The 19,313-nt window shown below is 42.4% G+C and carries 22 protein-coding genes and 1 tRNA gene; 14 read left to right on the top strand and 9 right to left on the bottom strand.

Going from position 1 to position 19,313, the window contains the following annotated elements:
- Positions 1-60: 60 nt before the first annotated feature.
- Complete coding sequence (gene ald, locus HII16_RS03475) at positions 61-1,182, bottom strand: alanine dehydrogenase (protein ID WP_169127518.1); 1,122 nt, start codon at positions 1,180-1,182, stop codon at positions 61-63.
- A 184-nt stretch (positions 1,183-1,366) separates the two neighbouring features.
- On the opposite strand from ald, the gene lrp reads away from it, so the two are divergent.
- From lrp to HII16_RS03435, 8 genes are all read left to right on the top strand, one after another.
- Positions 1,367-1,849 (top strand): leucine-responsive transcriptional regulator Lrp, encoded by a 483-nt coding sequence (gene lrp / locus HII16_RS03470; RefSeq protein ID WP_169127516.1) that lies wholly within the window; start codon positions 1,367-1,369, stop codon positions 1,847-1,849.
- Between the two features lie 151 nt (positions 1,850-2,000).
- A complete protein-coding gene (locus HII16_RS03465; RefSeq protein WP_169127514.1) occupies positions 2,001-4,676 on the top strand; it encodes a DNA translocase FtsK in 2,676 nt (891 codons plus the stop codon).
- 7 nt (positions 4,677-4,683) lie between these two features.
- Positions 4,684-5,325: an outer membrane lipoprotein chaperone LolA gene (gene lolA / locus HII16_RS03460; RefSeq protein ID WP_169127512.1), complete on the top strand. Its 642-nt coding sequence runs from the start codon at positions 4,684-4,686 to the stop codon at positions 5,323-5,325.
- Complete coding sequence (locus HII16_RS03455; RefSeq protein ID WP_169127510.1) at positions 5,312-6,670, top strand: replication-associated recombination protein A; 1,359 nt, start codon at positions 5,312-5,314, stop codon at positions 6,668-6,670. The genes lolA and HII16_RS03455 overlap by 14 nt, the downstream gene beginning before the upstream one ends.
- Positions 6,663-7,046, top strand: a complete 384-nt coding sequence (gene crcB, locus HII16_RS03450; RefSeq protein WP_169127509.1) for a fluoride efflux transporter CrcB — start codon at positions 6,663-6,665, stop codon at positions 7,044-7,046. Before HII16_RS03455 ends, crcB begins: the two co-directional genes overlap by 8 nt.
- A 13-nt stretch (positions 7,047-7,059) precedes the next feature.
- Positions 7,060-8,340, top strand: coding sequence for a serine--tRNA ligase (gene serS / locus HII16_RS03445; protein WP_169127508.1), 1,281 nt, complete (start codon positions 7,060-7,062; stop codon positions 8,338-8,340).
- A gap of 203 nt (positions 8,341-8,543) precedes the next feature.
- Positions 8,544-9,272 (top strand): DNA alkylation repair protein, encoded by a 729-nt coding sequence (locus HII16_RS03440; RefSeq protein ID WP_169127507.1) that lies wholly within the window; start codon positions 8,544-8,546, stop codon positions 9,270-9,272.
- Positions 9,273-9,362: 90 nt separating this feature from the next.
- Positions 9,363-10,148 carry a hypothetical protein gene (locus tag HII16_RS03435; protein WP_169127506.1) on the top strand — a complete coding sequence of 262 codons (786 nt, stop codon included), beginning with the start codon at positions 9,363-9,365 and terminating at the stop codon, positions 10,146-10,148.
- Positions 10,149-10,199: 51 nt separating this feature from the next.
- Here HII16_RS03435 and HII16_RS03430 read toward each other — a convergent pair whose 3' ends face one another.
- From HII16_RS03430 to HII16_RS03395, 8 genes are all read right to left on the bottom strand, one after another.
- On the bottom strand, positions 10,200-12,437 hold the full coding sequence (locus tag HII16_RS03430) for a molybdopterin cofactor-binding domain-containing protein (protein WP_169127505.1): 2,238 nt from the start codon (positions 12,435-12,437) through the stop codon (positions 10,200-10,202).
- Positions 12,437-12,907, bottom strand: a complete 471-nt coding sequence (locus HII16_RS03425; protein ID WP_135440250.1) for a (2Fe-2S)-binding protein — start codon at positions 12,905-12,907, stop codon at positions 12,437-12,439. The genes HII16_RS03430 and HII16_RS03425 overlap by 1 nt, the downstream gene beginning before the upstream one ends.
- Positions 12,908-13,093: 186 nt before the next feature.
- Positions 13,094-13,426: a TusE/DsrC/DsvC family sulfur relay protein gene (locus HII16_RS03420; protein ID WP_169127504.1), complete on the bottom strand. Its 333-nt coding sequence runs from the start codon at positions 13,424-13,426 to the stop codon at positions 13,094-13,096.
- On the bottom strand, positions 13,417-13,704 hold the full coding sequence (gene tusB / locus HII16_RS03415; protein ID WP_169127503.1) for a sulfurtransferase complex subunit TusB: 288 nt from the start codon (positions 13,702-13,704) through the stop codon (positions 13,417-13,419). The genes HII16_RS03420 and tusB overlap by 10 nt, the downstream gene beginning before the upstream one ends.
- An 8-nt stretch (positions 13,705-13,712) precedes the next feature.
- Positions 13,713-14,081 (bottom strand): sulfurtransferase complex subunit TusC, encoded by a 369-nt coding sequence (tusC, locus tag HII16_RS03410; RefSeq protein WP_169127501.1) that lies wholly within the window; start codon positions 14,079-14,081, stop codon positions 13,713-13,715.
- The gene (gene tusD, locus HII16_RS03405) at positions 14,078-14,452 is read right to left on the bottom strand and encodes a sulfurtransferase complex subunit TusD (RefSeq protein WP_169127499.1); all 375 of its coding nucleotides are present in this window, start codon (positions 14,450-14,452) and stop codon (positions 14,078-14,080) included. The genes tusC and tusD overlap by 4 nt, the downstream gene beginning before the upstream one ends.
- 98 nt (positions 14,453-14,550) lie before the next feature.
- Entirely contained in the window at positions 14,551-15,219 is a 669-nt protein-coding gene (locus HII16_RS03400; protein WP_135440255.1) for a Bax inhibitor-1/YccA family protein, read from the bottom strand.
- A gap of 196 nt (positions 15,220-15,415) precedes the next feature.
- Entirely contained in the window at positions 15,416-16,003 is a 588-nt protein-coding gene (locus HII16_RS03395; RefSeq protein ID WP_169127497.1) for a DNA-3-methyladenine glycosylase I, read from the bottom strand.
- Between the two features lie 151 nt (positions 16,004-16,154).
- Here HII16_RS03395 and HII16_RS03390 point away from each other — a divergent pair.
- The 6 genes from HII16_RS03390 (at position 16,155) to HII16_RS03365 (ending at position 19,124) form a co-directional block, all read left to right on the top strand.
- Positions 16,155-16,245, top strand: a tRNA-Ser gene (locus HII16_RS03390).
- 321 nt (positions 16,246-16,566) lie between these two features.
- On the top strand, positions 16,567-16,965 hold the full coding sequence (locus HII16_RS03385) for a hypothetical protein (RefSeq protein WP_169127495.1): 399 nt from the start codon (positions 16,567-16,569) through the stop codon (positions 16,963-16,965).
- A 52-nt stretch (positions 16,966-17,017) separates the two neighbouring features.
- Positions 17,018-17,461, top strand: a complete 444-nt coding sequence (locus tag HII16_RS03380) for a hypothetical protein (RefSeq protein WP_211183385.1) — start codon at positions 17,018-17,020, stop codon at positions 17,459-17,461.
- 162 nt (positions 17,462-17,623) lie between these two features.
- Positions 17,624-18,136, top strand: coding sequence for a hypothetical protein (locus HII16_RS03375; protein ID WP_169127491.1), 513 nt, complete (start codon positions 17,624-17,626; stop codon positions 18,134-18,136).
- A gap of 133 nt (positions 18,137-18,269) precedes the next feature.
- Positions 18,270-18,494, top strand: a complete 225-nt coding sequence (locus HII16_RS03370) for a hypothetical protein (protein WP_169127489.1) — start codon at positions 18,270-18,272, stop codon at positions 18,492-18,494.
- Positions 18,495-18,674: 180 nt separating this feature from the next.
- Positions 18,675-19,124 (top strand): DUF4265 domain-containing protein, encoded by a 450-nt coding sequence (locus tag HII16_RS03365; RefSeq protein WP_211183384.1) that lies wholly within the window; start codon positions 18,675-18,677, stop codon positions 19,122-19,124.
- Positions 19,125-19,313 lie beyond the last annotated feature (189 nt).

Below are 19,313 nucleotides of genomic sequence, written 5' to 3'. Positions count from 1 at the left end.
CAGTCTTATGCGACTGCGTTCTTAAAAAAGGAGGATTTGTAAACTAACTTATACTGACGCCTATGCGTTGGCTAAAGCTTGTTTCGGGTCAACGTAATCAAAACCTAGGTTTTCAGCAACTTCACGTACGGTTACCTGACCATTGATCACGTTCAAACCGTTAAGGAAGTTATCATCTGATAACAACGCATCTTTGTAACCTTTGTTCGCAAGGTTAATGATGAACGGCAATGTCGCGTTATTTAGAGCAAACGTTGATGTGCGTGGCACAGCGCCAGGCATGTTAGCAACACAGTAATGAACTACGTCATCAACAATAAAGGTTGGCTCTGCATGGGTTGTCGCCTTAGATGTCGCAATACAACCACCTTGGTCAATGGCAACATCAACGATAGCTGAACCAGGCTTCATGTTTTTGATGTGCTCTGCAGTAACAAGTTTTGGTGCAGCAGCCCCTGGGATCAAGACACCACCGATAACCAAGTCAGCATCAAGAACGTGTTTCTCTAAGGCATCAGCCGTTGAGTAAATCGCTTTAACTTTGTTACCAAATTGCGCGTCTAGCTTACGTAATACATTAATGTTGCGGTCTAGGATGACAACATCTGCACCCATACCAACGGCCATTTGTGCGGCGTTGTTACCAACCATACCACCACCGATAACAACCACTTTCGCTGGCTCAACACCTGGTACGCCACCAAGTAACATACCGCGACCTGCGTTTGATTTTTCAAGTGCCTGTGCACCGGCTTGAATTGACATACGACCAGCAACTTCAGACATAGGCGCTAATAATGGTAGGCCGCCGGTACGGTCAGTAACGGTTTCGTAGGCAATACAGATAGCTTTTGATTTAACTAGGTCTTCAGTTTGTGGCAGGTCTGGGGCAAGGTGAAGGTAAGTGAATAGGATTTGACCTTCACGTAACATGGCACGTTCAACGGCTTGCGGCTCTTTAACCTTAACGATCATTTCTGCTTTAGCAAAAACTTCTGCCGCGGTATTTAGGATCTCCGCGCCTACTTCAACGTAGTCTTGGTCGGTAAAACCGATACCAATACCAGCGTTTGTTTCAACAAATACTTCGTGACCGTGGTTAATTAACTCACGAACACTTGCTGGAACCATACCAACGCGGTACTCGTGGTTTTTAATTTCTTTAGGTACACCAATAATCATAATTTATCTCTCGACATGGTTAAATTTAGTAAGTCGGTATGACGGTTAAGATGATTCAAACCGATACTGTTTTTTATTTTGTGCCAATTATAGTTGGCTTTTATTAGAGTTACTTGTTGTATTTTATCGATAGCTAGTAGAAAATATCGTTAAAGCCCATTAAAACAGATAAATATTCTTTGACATGTGGAACCAAGAAAAAAAACTTGATCGTATCGATAGAAACATCCTAAAGGAGTTACAAATTAATGGCCGGTTGTCTAACGTAGAGTTGTCAAAGCGTGTTGGCTTAAGCCCGACACCGTGTTTAGAGCGGGTTAAAAAACTCGAGACTGAAGGGGTGATCACGGGATACAGTGCTAATCTTGACCCTAAATTCCTAGACGCTGCGTTATTGGTATTTGTTGAGATAACGCTTACCCGTACCTCTTCGGATGTATTTGAAGAGTTTTCCAACGCGGTGATGAAGGTTGATGTCATCCAAGAATGTCATCTGGTGTCAGGTAATTTTGATTTCTTATTGAAAACTCGCGTGTCAGATATGCAAGCCTATCGCAACTTATTGGGTGATACCTTATTAAAGTTACCAGCGGTAGCCGAAAGTCGTACCTATGTGGTGATGGAAGAAGTGAAAACTGATAATAAATTACCCATTCAGTTTGATTAACGCAGTTAAAGCCTTACAAATGGTTTAACCGCGCCAGTATTTCTGCTAATTTAAATCGTATATAATATAAAGAGAATGTCGATAACGACATTAACTCAATAAAACCAAATTAAAACTAATTTAAAATTTAGTTAACACCAAGATAATAATAATGGATTCGAGTTTGAGCGCTAAAGAGTCTTCACCTGTAACTGGTCATAAATTGACAGGCAGCCAACGTTTGTTGGAAGCCGGTTTAATTTTTACCAGCATTTTTTCCTTATACCTAATCGTTGCCTTATTCTCGTTTGATGCATCGGATCCCGGTTGGTCACAAACCGCTTATCACGCCACAGTCAATAATAAAGCCGGCGCGTTAGGTGCATACCTGTCAGATATTTTATTGTTTACCTTTGGCTTAGTAGCGTATGCGTTGCCGTTTGGTCTGGCCTTTACCGGTTGGTTATTGTTTCAACGCGTCCATCTATTGCTCGACATCGACTTTTTCACCTTAGCATTAAAGTTGGTCGGAGCGATGTTGATGGTGGTTGGTTTTACCGCCATCTTTAGCATGAATGTTGATGACCTTTACGGCTTTTCATCTGGTGGTTTGATTGGTAATTATGTCTCATACAGCTTGATGCCGTATTTGAACTACACCGGTAGTTCTTTGTTGTACATTATAATGGCGAGCACAGGCTTTGTGCTTACCAGTGGCGTATCACTGTTTCGCATCATCGATAGCATAGGTGAGCTGGCAATTAATGCCTATTTGTTGGTGAAGAGTATGTTCTCTAAGGCAACATCGCACTACAAAGATGTAGGAACAGATATTGCTCAAAACGATGTCGATAGCGTTGCTGATGATTCGAAAAAAACCAGCAAACGAGCAAAAGCGATTAAACAACCGGTACTGAGTAATGTTGATATAGACGATGTTGATGCATCGATTCATGGTGACGTTGGCGACGAATTGCACGACGAAGACGCCACTGATGAGATTGTCGCTGAATCTAAATCTGATAAAGAGGCGGATTTGGTAAGCAGCTTGTTTGGCATGTTTAGCAGCAAAAAACACAGTGACACAACCGATGCTTACTCACAAAGCAGTGACCAAGCTAACGATGAATTTAACCATGGTTTAGCGTCAATAGACGATGATATCGATGAACCTGTGTTTGGTGATTTTAATGATTCTGATTTAAACCCAGAGCTAAATCCAGGGCTAAACCCAGAGCTAAGCGATGACAATGTTATCGATTTTGATGCGCCATCCCAGTCCATACCTTTATCAACCGCGACAGCCAAACCTGCAAAAGAGAAATTGCCATCTGAATTATTAGCTGAAAAATACGAGAGTATGCCAACTATTGAATTGTTGGATAGAGCCGATAAAGCAAAAAATCCAATCAGTCAGGAAGAGCTCGATCAAGTCAGCCGCTTAGTTGAAGCGCGTTTGTTAGACTACGGCGTTGAAGTGCAGGTCACTGATGTGTTCCCTGGACCGGTTATCACGCGTTTCGAATTGGATCTAGCACCTGGCGTTAAGGTCAGCAAGATCAGTAACTTATCTAAAGATTTAGCACGTGCGTTATCGGCAGCCAGTGTCCGCGTAGTGGAAGTGATCCCTGGTAAGTCGGTTATTGGTTTAGAAATTCCAAATAAGCACCGCGAAATGGTGCGTTTGTCTGAAATCATCAGTTGTGAAGAGTTTAATAAAGCCAAATCCTCATTAGCCATGGTTATCGGTAAAGATATCGCCGGTGATCCTGTGGTCGCAGATTTGGGCAAAATGCCACATATTCTTGTTGCCGGTACTACGGGCTCAGGTAAGTCGGTTGTGGTTAACGTGATGATCGTCTCTATGTTGTATAAATCAACACCAGAAGATGTGCGCTTTATTATGATTGACCCGAAAATGTTGGAGCTTTCAATCTATGAAGGTATTCCGCATTTATTATCGGAAGTTGTGACGGACATGAAAGATGCTGCCAATGCATTGCGTTGGTGTGTTGGTGAGATGGAGCGTCGTTACAAATTGATGTCGGCGGTTGGCGTACGTAACTTAAAAGGCTACAACCAAAAGGTGTGCAAGGCCATTGAAGAAGGTGAGCCGTTGATTGACCCATTATGGCAGCCAACAGATGGTTTAGATCAAACACCGCCATTATTAGAAAAACTGCCGTCGATTGTGGTTGTCGTCGATGAATTTGCTGACATGATGATGATCGTCGGTAAAAAGGTTGAAGAGCTTATTGCCCGTATTGCACAAAAAGCCCGTGCTGCTGGTATTCATTTGATATTAGCAACACAACGACCGTCAGTGGATGTGATCACCGGTTTAATTAAAGCCAATATTCCAACCCGTATGGCATTGACGGTTCAATCACGCATTGACTCACGTACCATTTTAGATCAACAAGGTGCGGAGCAGTTGCTTGGCCACGGTGATATGCTTTACTTACCTCAGGGCACAAGTATTCCACTACGTGCACAAGGGGCGTTTATTGACGACCACGAAGTACATGCCGTGGTGGCTGACTGGAAATCCCGCGGGGAACCAAATTACGTTGACGACATCTTATCAGGTGAGACCACCGAAGATAATATGTTACCGGGTGAAGCGTCTGATTCAGAAGAAACAGAGTCCGACCCGTTATTTGACGAGGTTGTTGCGTTTGTCACTGAAAGCAGACGGGTATCAATTTCAAGTGTACAACGAAAGTTTAGAATAGGGTATAACCGCTCAGCACGTATCGTAGAGGATATGGAAATGGCGGGTATTGTTAGCTCACCGGCACATAACGGTCAGCGCGAAGTACTGGCACCACCTCCAGTAAAAGTTTGATAGGATTATGATTAAAAAACTCGTTAATAAAACACTAATGCCAGCATCCATGCTGGCGTTATCCTTTATAGCAAGTGCCAATTTGGCCCATGCTAATCCGCAAAACAGTCTAGAATTGCAGGCGAAATTGGCTAAAGTAGCCGGATTTAAAGCCAGTTTTAAGCAAGATGTCATAGACGCAGATGGCAATAAAATTCAGGAGTCATCGGGCAACTTAGCGGTGAAACGTCCTAACTTTATCCATTGGCAAACATTTGCGCCGGATGAAACCTTAGTGGTCAGTGATGGCGAAACCTTATGGTTTTACAACCCATTCGTTGAGCAAGTCTCGGCGTTTCGTGTTGACAATGCCGTTGCCAATACACCAATTTTGTTGCTCAGCGGCTTAAATAAACAGGCGTGGCAAGACTATACCGTTAACAAAGCCAGCGACAGCGATTATACCATTGTTGCCAAACAGCAAGATGCGCAGGTGAAATCACTGCATTTATTGTTTGACGGCGATAGCATTGAAAAATTTACCGTATTGGATGCGACCGGTCAGTTAAGTCACTTTGATCTTGATGATGTCACAACGTCACCATTACCAGATGCCAGTTTGTTTCAATTTACCTTGCCGGACGGTGTTGATTTAGATGACCAAAGATAACGGTTCTTTGTCGCTCGATTTTGAACATCAGCAACAATTTGCGCCGCTTGCGGCGAGATTACGACCAAAAACATTAGAACAATACATTGGCCAGCAACACTTGCTTGCCAAGGGCAAACCATTGCGCCTGGCAATAGAGCAGGGCTTATGTCATTCATTGATATTTTGGGGACCGCCTGGAACCGGTAAAACGACCCTGGCTGAATTAATTGCCACCTATGCCGATGCCGACATTCAACGCATCTCTGCGGTGACCTCAGGCGTTAAAGACATTCGCGCAGCTATAGATCAAGCTAAGTTAACCAGCCAAGCACACAATCGCCGTACCATCTTATTTGTCGATGAAGTGCATCGCTTTAACAAATCTCAGCAAGATGCATTTTTACCGCATATTGAAGATGGCACAATCACCTTTATTGGCGCAACCACCGAAAACCCAGCGTTTGAATTAAATCAGGCGTTGTTATCGAGAGCCCGTGTTTATTTACTAAAAAACCATAGTGAACAAGAACTGCAACTGGTTTTAGACCGCGCGCTAACGGATACCGAATATGGTTTGGCGAGCGCCAATATAACCTTTGCCGATAAAGCCCGCGAGTCATTGTTAACATTGGCTAACGGTGATGCCCGACGTTTATTGAATTTGTTGGAAAATTGCGTTGATATTGCCGATGGCGATGATGCCGGAACACGGATCAGCCTCGATATCGTTAATATGGTCGCAGGTGAAAAACAAGCGCTGTATGATAAAAGCGGCGATCATTTTTATGATTTAATAAGCGCCTTTCATAAATCTGTGCGAGGCTCGAATGCTGACGCGGCGCTGTATTGGTATTGCCGAATTCTCGAAGGCGGTGGCGATCCACTGTATGTAGCACGACGATTATTGGCTATCGCCAGTGAAGATATTGGAAATGCCGATCCTCGCGCCATGCAATTGGCAGTCAATGCCTTTGACACATACCATAAAATTGGACCAGCTGAAGGCGAACGCGCAATAGCTCAAGCTACGATTTATATGGCCTTGGCACCAAAAAGTAACGCCGTGTATAGCGCGTTTAAAGCGGCTAGGCAGATGGCAAAAGATACCGGACAATTGCCGGTACCATTGCATTTAAGAAATGCCACGTCAAAACTGACCGAGTCGCTTGGACACGGCGCTGAGTATCGTTATGCTCACGACGAAGTCGGCGCCTATGCGGCAGGCGAAAATTATTTTCCGCAAGAGATCCAACACGCTAATTTTTATCAGCCTTCAGACAGAGGCTTAGAGAAAAAACTGAAAGAAAAACAAGATTATTTACACAGCTTAGACTTAATGGCAGTGAGAAGACGCTATGAGTAGTGTGCAAATGTACTTGTTTGTCGCCGCTGGTGGTGCCCTTGGTGCCAGTTTGCGCTTCTTTATTTCAGAAATAGTGCTAATTTGGCTTGGAAAAGGATTCCCTTTTGCGACCTTGATCGTTAATATAACGGGCTCGCTCATCATGGGCGTGTTGTACGGATTAATAGAACAGGGCGTAATTGAAGTGGCTATCTACCGCACCTTAGTAGGCATAGGCTTTTTAGGCGCTTTTACGACCTTTTCAACATTCTCGCTGGATACTGTGTTGTTATTACAGCAAGGATTTCTGGTGAAAGCCATGGCAAATGTATTGCTTAACGTTGTGTTATGCGTAAGTGCAGCCGCCATTGGTCTTATTTTGGTAACCAATAAATAGTACGTGATAACTCATGCTAGATTCAAAATTGTTAAGAGCCGACATCAACGCTGTAGCCGCTAAATTGGCTGAGCGTGGCTTTAAATTGGATGTCGCTACCTTTAATGCGCTCGAAGAAGAGCGTAAAGAACTACAAGTTCGCACACAAGAACTTCAAAACGAGCGTAACGTTCGTTCGAAATCAATTGGCCAGGCTAAAGCACGCGGCGAAGACATCAAGCCTTTACTGGACGAAGTTAGCCAATTAGGCGCTCGACTGGATTTAGCGAAAGACGAGTTGGCGACGTTATTGGCAAAAATTGACCATATCGTTTCGGCCATTCCAAACTTACCAGCCGACGATGTGCCAAGTGGTAACGATGAAGATGATAACGTTGAAGTTACTCGTTGGGGTACGCCTCGTGAGTTTGACTTTGAAGTGAAAGATCACGTTGATATCGCCACCGCGTTAGATAAAGGTTTGGACTTTGAAAGCGGCGCTAAATTAAGTGGTACACGTTTTGTTGTTATTAAAGGCCAAATGGCGCGACTTAACCGTGCGATTGGCCAATTCATGTTGGATCTGCACGCTGATCAACATGGCTACACCGAAGCCAATGTCCCATTATTAGTTAATCACGACTCGCTATATGGCACAGGTCAACTTCCTAAGTTTGGTGAAGACTTATTCCATACCGATTTAGGTAGCAAAAAGTTTTCTTTGATCCCAACCGCAGAAGTGCCGCTGACTAACTTAGCGCGTGATGAAATTCTTGATGAAGATGCGTTGCCAATTAAATTAACCGCGCTATCGAGCTGTTTCCGCTCAGAAGCCGGCTCTTCTGGCCGTGATATTCGCGGATTGATCCGTCAACACCAATTCGACAAGGTTGAATTAGTACAGTTGGTTCATCCTGAGAAGTCATTTGAAGCGTTGGAAGAGCTAACCGGTCATGCCGAAAAAGTATTGCAGTTATTAGAACTGCCATACCGCAAAGTTACGCTTTGTACGGGCGATATGGGCTTTAGTGCAACTAAGACTTACGATTTAGAAGTTTGGTTACCAGCGCAAGACACCTACCGTGAAATTTCGTCATGTTCAAATATGGGCGATTTCCAGGCGCGTCGTATGCAAGGTCGTTTTCGTCCTGCAGGCAGCAAGAAACCAGAATTATTACATACCCTAAATGGTTCAGGTTTGGCGGTTGGTCGCACCTTAGTGGCTATCTTAGAGAACTATCAACAAGCCGATGGTACTGTTCAAGTGCCAAAGGTATTGCAACCGTATATGGGTGGCTTAACCAAGATTGGTTAACTTTCACCCGGGCTAAGTTTCTAGTCTAAGTTCTCTAAATGGCCTCCAAGCCATAGATAACGAACTTAAGAAACGGACATGTCATTTAAAAGGCTGGTATTGATACCGGCCTTTTTGTTTTCCGGCTATGGAGTTCGATTAAGTTCGACTTATTTTATTTTGCCGTCGCATACTTACATCTTGTCGCTTTATGAGCATATACTATGGGGATGAATGCTGATGTTATTTTAACAAGCCTAATTAACTTGTCCGATCATCAAAAAGCGCAACAGGCAATGCGTTTTTTTAAAACCGCCAAAGGCGAGTACGGTGAAGGGGATAAGTTTCTTGGCATTTCTATGCCGATATTGCGACAACAAGTGAAACATTTTAATGCGGTCAGTTTAGACGATTTGTGTTGCTTGTTAGCGAATTCGTATCATGAAGTACGCATGTTTGCCTTACTGGCGATGGTTCAGCAATTTAAGCGTGCCAGCGGTAAACGCAACTATAATCAACAGCAGCGAAAAGCGATTTATTCAGCCTACATGCAATATTGTGATCACATCAACAATTGGGATCTGGTGGATTGTTCAGCCTATTGGATCGTTGGACCATATTTACACGGCAGCGATTGCCAACCTTTGCTTTATTGGGCGAAGACAGGGCACTTGTGGCAACGTCGAATTGCCATGGTTAGTTGTTATCATTTTATTCGCCAAGGGCAATTTACTATCGCGTTAGAAATCTGTGAGTTACTGGTACACGACAAGCATGATCTGATCCAAAAGGCGGTAGGTTGGATGCTAAGAGAAATTGGCAATCGCGATAGGCAAACAGAAATAGAATTTCTAAACAACCATTACCAATCTATGCCCCGAACCATGTTGCGCTATGCAATCGAAAAATTTGATGAAGAGCTACGGCAAGGCTATTTAAAAGGCCAGATCTAAGCGCAGCCGTATTGTACCAGGTCATGCTTTTCAGTATATTAATGCTTCATCGCTGAACCCCAAACCAATAATAATAAAGGCGCATAGAACATGGTATTTCGAACACTGCCGCTAGGCAATATTCTGGCGAAATCGATTCTTCTTCCGTTGTTTCATTTTAAATTGCTATTGACCCTGTGTGCACCATACATTGCGTTTTCCTTTGTTGCGCCATTTTTTATTGGCGATTTAGCGGCTCAGACTTATTCGGCAAATATGATGTTATATATTGCCATTTCGGTGGTGCTTTTGCTGTTAGCAGCGGTTAATTGTCATAAGGTGTTTCTACTGTCAGATCAACAACTAGATACCTTATCGCCTTTTTCGTTAAATAAAAGCCATGTTAAATTCGCTTACGCGGCGCTGGTGTTTGCGATTATGTCGGGTTTGTTAAGCGTACCGTTTATTATGATCAGTAGCGCAGCATTGGGCGATGGTCATGCTAGCGCCATGAATGAGCCTTTAGAGCAGGGCAATTACTTGTTTTATATCATGATGCTGCCAGTCGCTTATTTTTCTTCGCGCTGGGCGATGATTTTACCGGATGCGGCTGTGGGTGAAAAACGTGGTAGTGGTTGGGCGTGGTCGTTAACACAGCATCATGCGTTATCAGTGTTTGTATTGATTGGTATTGTGCCGGTAGGTTTAGCACTGCTCGCCAAGTTAATATTAAGTTTTATCGTCTCGCCGACGTTAACACACCTTGTTGGAAGTGCGTTAGGTTTAGTATTTTCGGTCATTGAACTGTGCATTTTATCGCTTACGTATGCATGGTTGGTTGAGGCAGACAAGGATAAAGCGGACACACAACAAACGCCAGATACTGACCTGCAATAACCATAAAAACGCCCTGTATGTTATATCATCAGGGCGTTCACGGCTTAATCTTTAGGCATTTATTGGCTTGATTGGTAAATCACGGTAGCGTTTACCTGAGGCTGCGTAAATGGCGTTGGTTAATGCAGGTGCAAACGGTGCCACACCTGGCTCACCTAACCCTGTCGGATTTGCATCTGAATCGACAATATGCACACGCACATTAGGCATTTCGTTAATGCGCAGTACTGGGTAGTCGTGGAAATTTGAGTTAACCACAGCGCCATCTTTAAAGCTTATCTCGGTATATAACGACAATGACATGCCCATTACCACAGCACCTTCCATTTGCGCGGTGGCGCCATCGGTATTAAGAATTTGACCACAATCGATACCGCAGTCGACATTCAAGACCTTGATGTTATCGCCATCGACTTTGACATGTACCGCCATAGCAACATAACTTTGGAAGCTGTAATGCACAGCGATACCCAAACCTTCGCCTTCTGGCAATTGTTTGCCCCAGCCAGCTTGCTTGGCGACCAGATCTAATACGCCTTTAGAGCGTTTAACTTGTTCCTCTTGCTCCGGGTTTTTGTTGGCATCGTATAATTGATGCAACATAGCAACGGTATCGATACCTTTAGCTATGGCAAGCTCATCGGCAAAACTGCCATAAGCAAAACCATAAAATATCGCATAAACAGCGCGATACCAGCCAATGCGTGTATGGGCAGGTGCTAAGCCTGATTCACTGCGAAAGTTACTGATATTGAACGGATGACTATTTACATCGCCAAAGGCGCGCTCAGGTGCTCGTTCAAGCCCTGGTTGGAATAATGAGCTTATTGAAGGGAAGGCGACACGTTGTAACCAACCATCGACATCACCGTCTTTATTGATAGAGGCTTCAAGGTGTTGCGCACTTATCGAATGATAAAAACCGGTTCGCATATCTTCTTCACGGCTCCAGATAAGCTGCACAGGTGCTTGAACTTGATTTGAGATCACTGCTGCTTCATGAACGTAATCACACTTAAATTTACGACCGAATGCGCCGCCACTGATCATGACATGAACGACGATATCCTTTTTCTCTCGACCTAACACACTGGCAAGGACTGTTTGGATATCGTCTGGTGCTTGGGTAGATGCCCATACTTCGCAGCTATTATCGGTGACCGAAACCACGCTTGCGTTCGGCTCCATTGGCGCATGACTTAGATGACCGCCTGTGTACGTTGCTTTTACCATGGTCTTAGCGTTGTTGAATGCGGTTTGCAGATCGCCACGCTCTCCCATTTTCTCAGCGGTTTTTTCAACGTTATTCACCAAATCTTGGCGGTATTGTTCAGTGTTATAGACTTTATTAGGGCCCAGATCCCATTCAATATCTAGTTGTTTAACCGCTTGCTGTGCGGTCCATGAATTATCAGCTACAACGGCTACACCACCGACAGAGCTGTATGGGTGTTGAATCGGTTTTATCTCGACAACATCAACAACCCCTTTAACTGCCATGGCTTTGCTCTTATCTAATCGTTTGAGCTTGCCGCCTAATACCGGGCAGTGGATGATAGCCGCATATTTTAAACCAGCAACCTTTGTATCAGCGCCGTACGTACGTTGACCGGTCACCACCATGTCTAAGTCGTGGCGTTGTAAGTCACTGCCAATATAACGGTACTGATCTTTGCTTTTTAAGGTTGGCTCTTGCGGTACGTCAATATTTTGCGCTACGTCGACTAAGTCGCCATAGGCAAGTTTTTCACCATTGTCTTTGTTGACAATAAAGTGGTTATCGGCTTTAACATTGGCGACATCGGTTGACCAAACTTTCGCAGCAGCGAGCATTAACATCTCTTTTGCAGCAGCACCGGCTTTACGCATCGGTTCATACATCACTCGAATACTGGCAGACCCACCGGTTGCCTGAGGGCCGTATTTATCTTGGTCTCCGTCGGCTTGTTTGACGGTTACGCGTGACCAGTCTGCCTCCATTTCATCGGCAACTGCCGACGGTAACGCGGTAGAAATGCCTTGTCCCATTTCACAACGACCACAGTAAATGGTTAAGTCACCATTACGATGCAAATGAATGAATGCGTTTGGATTAAAGGTGTCTGTTTTGCTGTCAGAAAATGCCAATGCCGGCACATTTACGCCAATTAATAAACCGCCACCGGCGACACTTGATAATTTTAGAAAACTACGTCGACTGATTCCTGAATTCTCATCTTTTGTCGGCGTTGTTGACGATTGTTGTGATTGGTAGAACTGCTCGAGCTCTTTTTTAATATGAGGATGCATTATGACACCTCCTTGGCAAGATCGTCTGCGGCTTGGCGAATCGCTTTTTTGATGCGCTGATAGGTACCGCAACGACAGATGTTGCCTTGCATGGCATTGACTATGTCATCATCACTGGGTGTAGGGTTGGCTTTTAACAAGCTTGCCGCGTTCATGATTTGACCCGCTTGGCAGTAGCCGCATTGCGGTACTTTATTATCAACCCAGGCTTTTTGTAGGGCATGATCGCCGTTTGCCGATAACCCTTCAATGGTGGTTATCTGTTTGCCTTCAAGGCTGCCTACAGGCGTAATACATGAGCGTGTAGCATTGCCGTCAACATGAACGGTACAGGCGCCGCACAAACCGCTACCGCAACCAAACTTGGTACCAGTAAACTCTAAACGGTCACGTAGAAACCACAATAGTGGCATGTTTTCATCGACATCAATGGCAATTTTTTCGCCGTTGATTGTTATGGATTTGGCCATAAGTATCCCATCACAATGATTGTTGTTAACAAATAATATACATGATGGGCGTTAAAACGCACTTAAAATTGACAGTAAGCGATTGGCAGGTAACTAAAAACTGTAAGAAAATATAACCAAATGCTGGCCTAAATCGTTAACCAGATTAATGTTCTGCTGGTATGGATAGACAGGTAGTCGCAGTAACTATAAACAACGCTTAGGTTTAGGTAAGCCGGCAATCTTAGTAGCTTGTTTAGCTGCGCCTTTAGGGAATAACCGATGTAGATAACGACTGTTGGCTTTTTCCTCACCGAACTCTTCTTTCATCGCTTTGATTAGCGCACGAATAGCAGGGGAGGTTTTGTAGGTTAAATAGAAGTTGCGCACAAAACGTACCACATCCCAATGATCGTCTGTGAGCTCTATGTTGTCGAACTTGGCAAGCTCTGGCGCTAATTCTTCAGACCACAGGGTAAAATCGAGTAAGTAACCTTCTTTGTCGGTTTCAAAGGTTTGATTATTAAACTCTATTGCCATGTGATCACTTTATCTGCTTTTTCAGACTGCTCAACCAAGTCTTTAAGCTCGGCCATAACGATAGCTTGTTCTTCGCTGCGCACGCCACGAGCAGCAAGGTGATCTTGTACCGCGAACACTTTAAATTCATGAAGTCGTCTGATAAGTTTTGGGTGCGCTACGTTATACACACCATCGTCCATTAGAAACAAAGTGTCTTTTGCGCTTAATAAACCCAAACATAAGTTCAATTTATTGTCATTAAATGCGCTGTTGCGCACGATATGTAATACAGCCATAAATCTATTTAGAAAGTAAGGACGACGTCAGCAGCTTCAATAAGCTGCGATATTTGTTGTTGCGATATAACCGAGACATCGGCAAAGGCAAAACTATCCGATAAGCTACGTTCTGCAAGGCAAGGCTCACTAACATAGATATCTTCTATATCGTAGAAGTGTACCGCTTTAAACGATGCAATGAAATCTTTTGCGTGAATTAATTCGGGATTTTGTGCCGCTTGAGTCTGATATACGCCATCGCCGATAAAACAAAGGCTCACAGGCAGATCATAACTGGCTAAAATCAGTGCCGCATCTAATGACTCACGGGCATGCAATTTATCAAAACTGGCGCTGGTATTGACGATCAGATAGCGCTTTTTGGCATGGCTCATAATTGCACGACCTTATCGGCTTTTGCCGTTAATACCGCCAATTCGCCTAATCCTGAAATAGTAAATTCAGCAACAATGTTATGGTAGAAGTCCTCATCGTTACTGTCGGTTAAGCCACGGCGTTCGGCAGCAGAGATACACAAGTGCAATGGCGTTGCGGTTTGCTGGTTAAACAGTTGCCATTCTTTAGTTAGGTTTGTTTCATCACTTGGCGTTTGCACAAAAGTGTTCGCATTCAACACTCCGTCTTGATAAAAGAATATGCCATTGACTTGATGACCCATGGTCAACAAGGTTCGGGCAAAATTCAGAGCGCTCACGGTTTTATTATCCGTGGGGCCGGTACTGACAACCAAAGCAAATGTACTCAATGCAACCTCTAACACATAAAAACTATCATAAAAACTAACGCATAAAAAAGGCTCCGAGATGCGGAGCCTTTATAGTATAAAATATTTTGCTTAAAAAATTAATCGTCTCCGCCAGCAAATGCTAACAAGATGTGTAGTAAGCTACTGAAAATATTGTAAAGAGACACAAACAACGTCACTGTTGCTAGAATGTAATTGCGCTCACCACCGTGAATGATTTCACTGGTTTGGTACAAAATAATCGCTGACGAAAACAAAATAAACAGGGCGCTAATGGCTAGCGACATTGCTGGGATTTGGAAGAATAAATTCGCAACAATAGCGATTAATAAGAACCAAAAACCAACGTTAAGCATACCCGTTAAGAATGACATGTCTTTTTTAGTGGTCAACACGTACGCTGACAAACCAAAGAAGATCAGACCCGTCGCACCTAAAGAAAATACAACCAAGTCACCAGCGCCTGCGCCGACGGCATAACCTACAAGTGGCGCAATGGTGTAACCCAAAAAGCCTGTAAAGGCGAATACCGATAAAATACCCATGCTTGAGTTAGCGGTTTTGTAGGTTAAGAACATCAAACCATATACACCGATAAGCGTAACGATTAAACCAGGGCTCGGTAGGTTTAACATGATGGTAAGCATGGCAACAGCCGCACTAAACACCAAGGTCATACCCAGTAGTGTATAGGTGTTACGTAATACTTTGTTAATTTCAATAGCAGAGCTTTGAGTCGCTGTTGAAAAACCCATTTGTGATTGCATAAAGTTTCCTTCGTACTTGTAAATTACTAATTATTAGATGGGGTTGAATCGAAAAAATTCAATGACAATTGTTATTATTGCTGTTAAATCCAACCTGACTTACCGTTTTATAGCGTAAATTTGCTATGGCGTAAACATCTAACCTTGACATATTATGACATACTCTCACCAAAAAGGTAGAGTTGGTCGCATTTTGTTACGAATATTGCTCGATGATAGGTTGTCGACGAAAACAATCTTCGCTGTGGTCATTAACCATACCGCACGCTTGCATGTGTGCATACACAATGGTTGAGCCAACAAACTTAAAGCCGCGCTTTTTTAAATCTTTACTTAGCGCATCTGAAATATCTGAGGTAGCAGGGTAGTCGTCGACGCTGTTTAACGTATTGACGATAGGCTTATGATCAACAAAGCCCCATATATAATCACAAAAGCTACCAAACTCCTGCTGTACTTCAATAAAGCGCTGCGCGTTATTTACCGCCGCTTGTACTTTTAAACGATTGCGAATGATGCCTGGATCTGTCAACAGTTGCTCAATTTTTTGCTTATCAAACGTTGCTACAGCTTGGACGTCAAAGTTGGCGAACAAACGACGGTAATTGTCACGCTTTTTTAATACCGTATACCAACTCAATCCCGCTTGCGCGGATTCTAAGGTTAAGTACTCAAACATGGTTTGATCGTCATACACCGGTACGCCCCATTCTTTATCGTGGTATTCAACATAGTCGGGTTTGCTTAAATCGAGCCAAGGGCAACGACAAATGGCATCGCTCATAAAATCACCTTATACCGCTAAGTTTATGTATTTAGGTGTTAATTTAGCAGAAATAATAAGCGATGTGCGCAAAATATTTGCAATCAAATTATTTTTTCAAATTAATGCTTTACAAGCGTAATAAGACTCCTTAATATGCGCATCAACTTCAGGTGAGATGGCTGAGTGGTCGAAAGCACCGGTCTTGAAAACCGGCATGGGTTTGTAGCCCATCTAGGGTTCAAATCCCTATCTCACCGCCATATAAGATAAGCCCAGCGTTAGCTGGGCTTTTTCTTTTGCTATTTAAAAAACAATCTAAATTCAGCGAATTTATTTTGTAACCGACCAAAAAAACATCTCATTTACCAACAATGCGTGAAATATGGCATTTTTCCGCATTTGCGCATTACAGACCACTCCAAGACTCTCTATCATGTTGATTTAGTTGTACTAAAACAGTTATCCTATTTTCTTTTATTGAATAGATGGAACTTAGCCCTGTGCAAACATGGAATTTTTCCTTCTAATAAACTGTTAGCTGACTTTACTTTCTCTACTTTGCAATAATGGAATAGCCAAAAATGATGATTAACTTACCTTCTAGTAAATGCAATTTGACACTACTAACTTTATTCTTATTAGTTAACTCTGTATTTGCAGTTGAAAATATGACTTTTCCAGAAGCCTATAAAATTGCAGAAACTACAGAAAGTAACATGTCAGATGATTCCAAAGACACGCTAACAAAGTCACAAGGTGAGTTTTTAGTTAAAAGTGTTATTAGCTGCATTAACGATACAGGTGAGAAACCTAAGTCATTTTCGCTTGTTGTGAAATTTAATGCTCAAGGTAATGTTACCGAAACTTGGAAAACTAAAAGTAGTGATTTTCTTGATTGCTTTGAAAGTGAAGCAAAAGAGAAATATAAATATGTTTCAGGTGAAAAAGAGTTTTATTCATTTATTAAAGTTAACCTTTAGTGTTTGAAAACTCAGCTAACAAGCGCCTAAACTCCGACAATGTAAAGTTGTCATGGTTTTGGCAAACAACGCAAAAAGCCATGCCAACACATTGCGTGTTAGGCGGGCGTTATGTTTCAAAGGAGTTTTAATAAAAATTGTAGAATGGAAGTCTCTAAGGCTAATATGGTTCCCATGGTTCCTGTTTGTTATTTTCCCGTACGTTTATTATTCTTTTTTTGTTGAATCACCAGACGCCCTACAATTCTTAAGTAGCTCAATCACAACATCAGTAATGATTGGTTGTATCTTTTATTCTATCGGTATTAAATTTTATACGAGAGTATTTTGGCAATCGTTATTTGTTATCGCAATCTTTGATGAGCTTTTTGGAGTTTACGAAAACGGAATTGATATTGAAAGTGTACCGATCTTTTTAACTATATTTTTAGTACTTGGACTTTACGCATTTCAAAACAAAACAATTTGGGTGTCTAATCAAGCAGATGAAACATAACAAGCTATTAAACAAGGACAAAAAACAGTTTGCTGTTTTCGTTCCTCAACATTTTAGCAAACAATTTTTTGCCTGTTAATAGGGCGTTATACGCACTGAGTATTTCAGCTAGCTTCAGCAAAAAATGGCCATGAGATAAATGTTAATTTAAGGAGAAATTAATTGAGCATCACAAATAAAGAATCTTTAGGGATTATTAATGGAGTCGGTTATTTTTTCATACTTGTCGTAATTTCAACACTTTATTCTAGGGATGATATTACTATAAAAGCTTTATTGATAGGTGGGGGATTCTCAATCCCACTTATTGCATTAGCAACTTGTTATTGGAAACAAAAGTTGTCTTATCAATCAATTGAATCAAGTTTTGGTGCATTGTTTTTTGCTAAAAATAAAGTATATAGCAATTTACTGTCTATAGAGCTTTACGTTGCTGTAATTGAGGTTGAGAATGCTGCTGATGGGCTTTCTTTATCTATAGCTATGGAAATTGCAGATAGAAATGAGAATTTGGAGCTTTTGACAAAAGTATCCTGGAGCAAATGTAGTGGTACTGAAATAGTCAATGAAATTAATGAGATATCAAAAGTAACAGGGGTTACAGTAATTAATGCATCCCCGCAGTTTAAACAGATGTTCCAGCGTCAGTTTAATAAAGAATTTAGTTTATCTTAATTCTTGAGATTTAAAATTAATATGCGTATAACAAGGCGCTCAAACGGAAAAATTACAGTCGGCTCGCGCTTCGCGCAGTTTAGCCTAACTGTATTTTTCCGCTTAGCTTGGCGTTATATGCACGAGGCTCAGCATGGGCGATTTAGAAGAAACTGCATCACAAAATATACTTTTTCAAATCACAAAAATTGTTGAAACTGAATGTGCAAAAGATGCCAGCACTCTGTTAAGTGAAGGTTTTGTTTTGCTCGCCGTTGGCAACAATATTTTTAATGACGATGAGAATCGATTTGTATATTCACTCGGTTTTCCAAAATCAACAGAAGAACTAAGTGATTGGGCTCGAGATAATTTCTGAGTATGTGCATATAACAAGTCAATCATGTCGTTCACAAGTTCACTGGGACAAATACTCAGCGGCTGGCGCTTCGCGCAGTGTAGCCGCTCCGTATTTGCCCCATATTGAAGCGTTAGCTGTCTTAGCAAATTTTAGGGGTGAACTCAGTGTTCGCTGTATGATCAAATGTCCGAAGAAAATTTGACGAAAATCCATTTAGATCTACCGAGAAATACAGAGGTAGGTGGAGAATCATTCTGGGCTGAAGACCTCGGAGATAATTTGTATCGCTTGCGTAATACACCTTTCCACGCATTCGGCATAAACTTCTACGATATCGTATTAGCAAAATCAGAAGGTGACGACTTAAAACCATCCATACTTAAAGTACATGAGTATTGCGGTCATAAAACCTTACGGGTTATATTTTTAGATCAAGCATCCGCGCAAGAACGTGCTTCCCGCTTATCTCAACTCAATAAATTCAAGGCGTACCATGAGAATGCAAATGGCACGTTATTCGCTATCGACGTAGAACCAGAAGGTGACTATGGCGAAGTCTGTAATTGGCTTTATCGGTGGGAGAATGAGGGGGTTTTATCTTACGAAACCTGTGAAGCAAGAGACGGTCTAGGTTTTGATGGTGAGTAAACAGCTAACAAACGCATTAAAAACGACGCCAAACACTCCAGTTGCTTTGTGTTTCCGCTTCGCTCCAACATAACACAAAGCAACTTCCGTATTCGGCTCGTTTTATGCGGGCGTTAGCAGCCCATAGGATCGGTTAACCCTGAACTGTCGGGTGAATGTCGGGTAAAATTCGTAACCGACAGTAAGGAA

Origin of the sequence: Thalassotalea sp. Y01, assembly GCF_012932945.1 — a bacterium.
Taxonomy (GTDB): domain Bacteria; phylum Pseudomonadota; class Gammaproteobacteria; order Enterobacterales; family Alteromonadaceae; genus Thalassotalea_A.
Note: the sequence above shows the minus strand (reverse complement) of the source record. Positions and strands in the feature narration are given on the sequence as shown.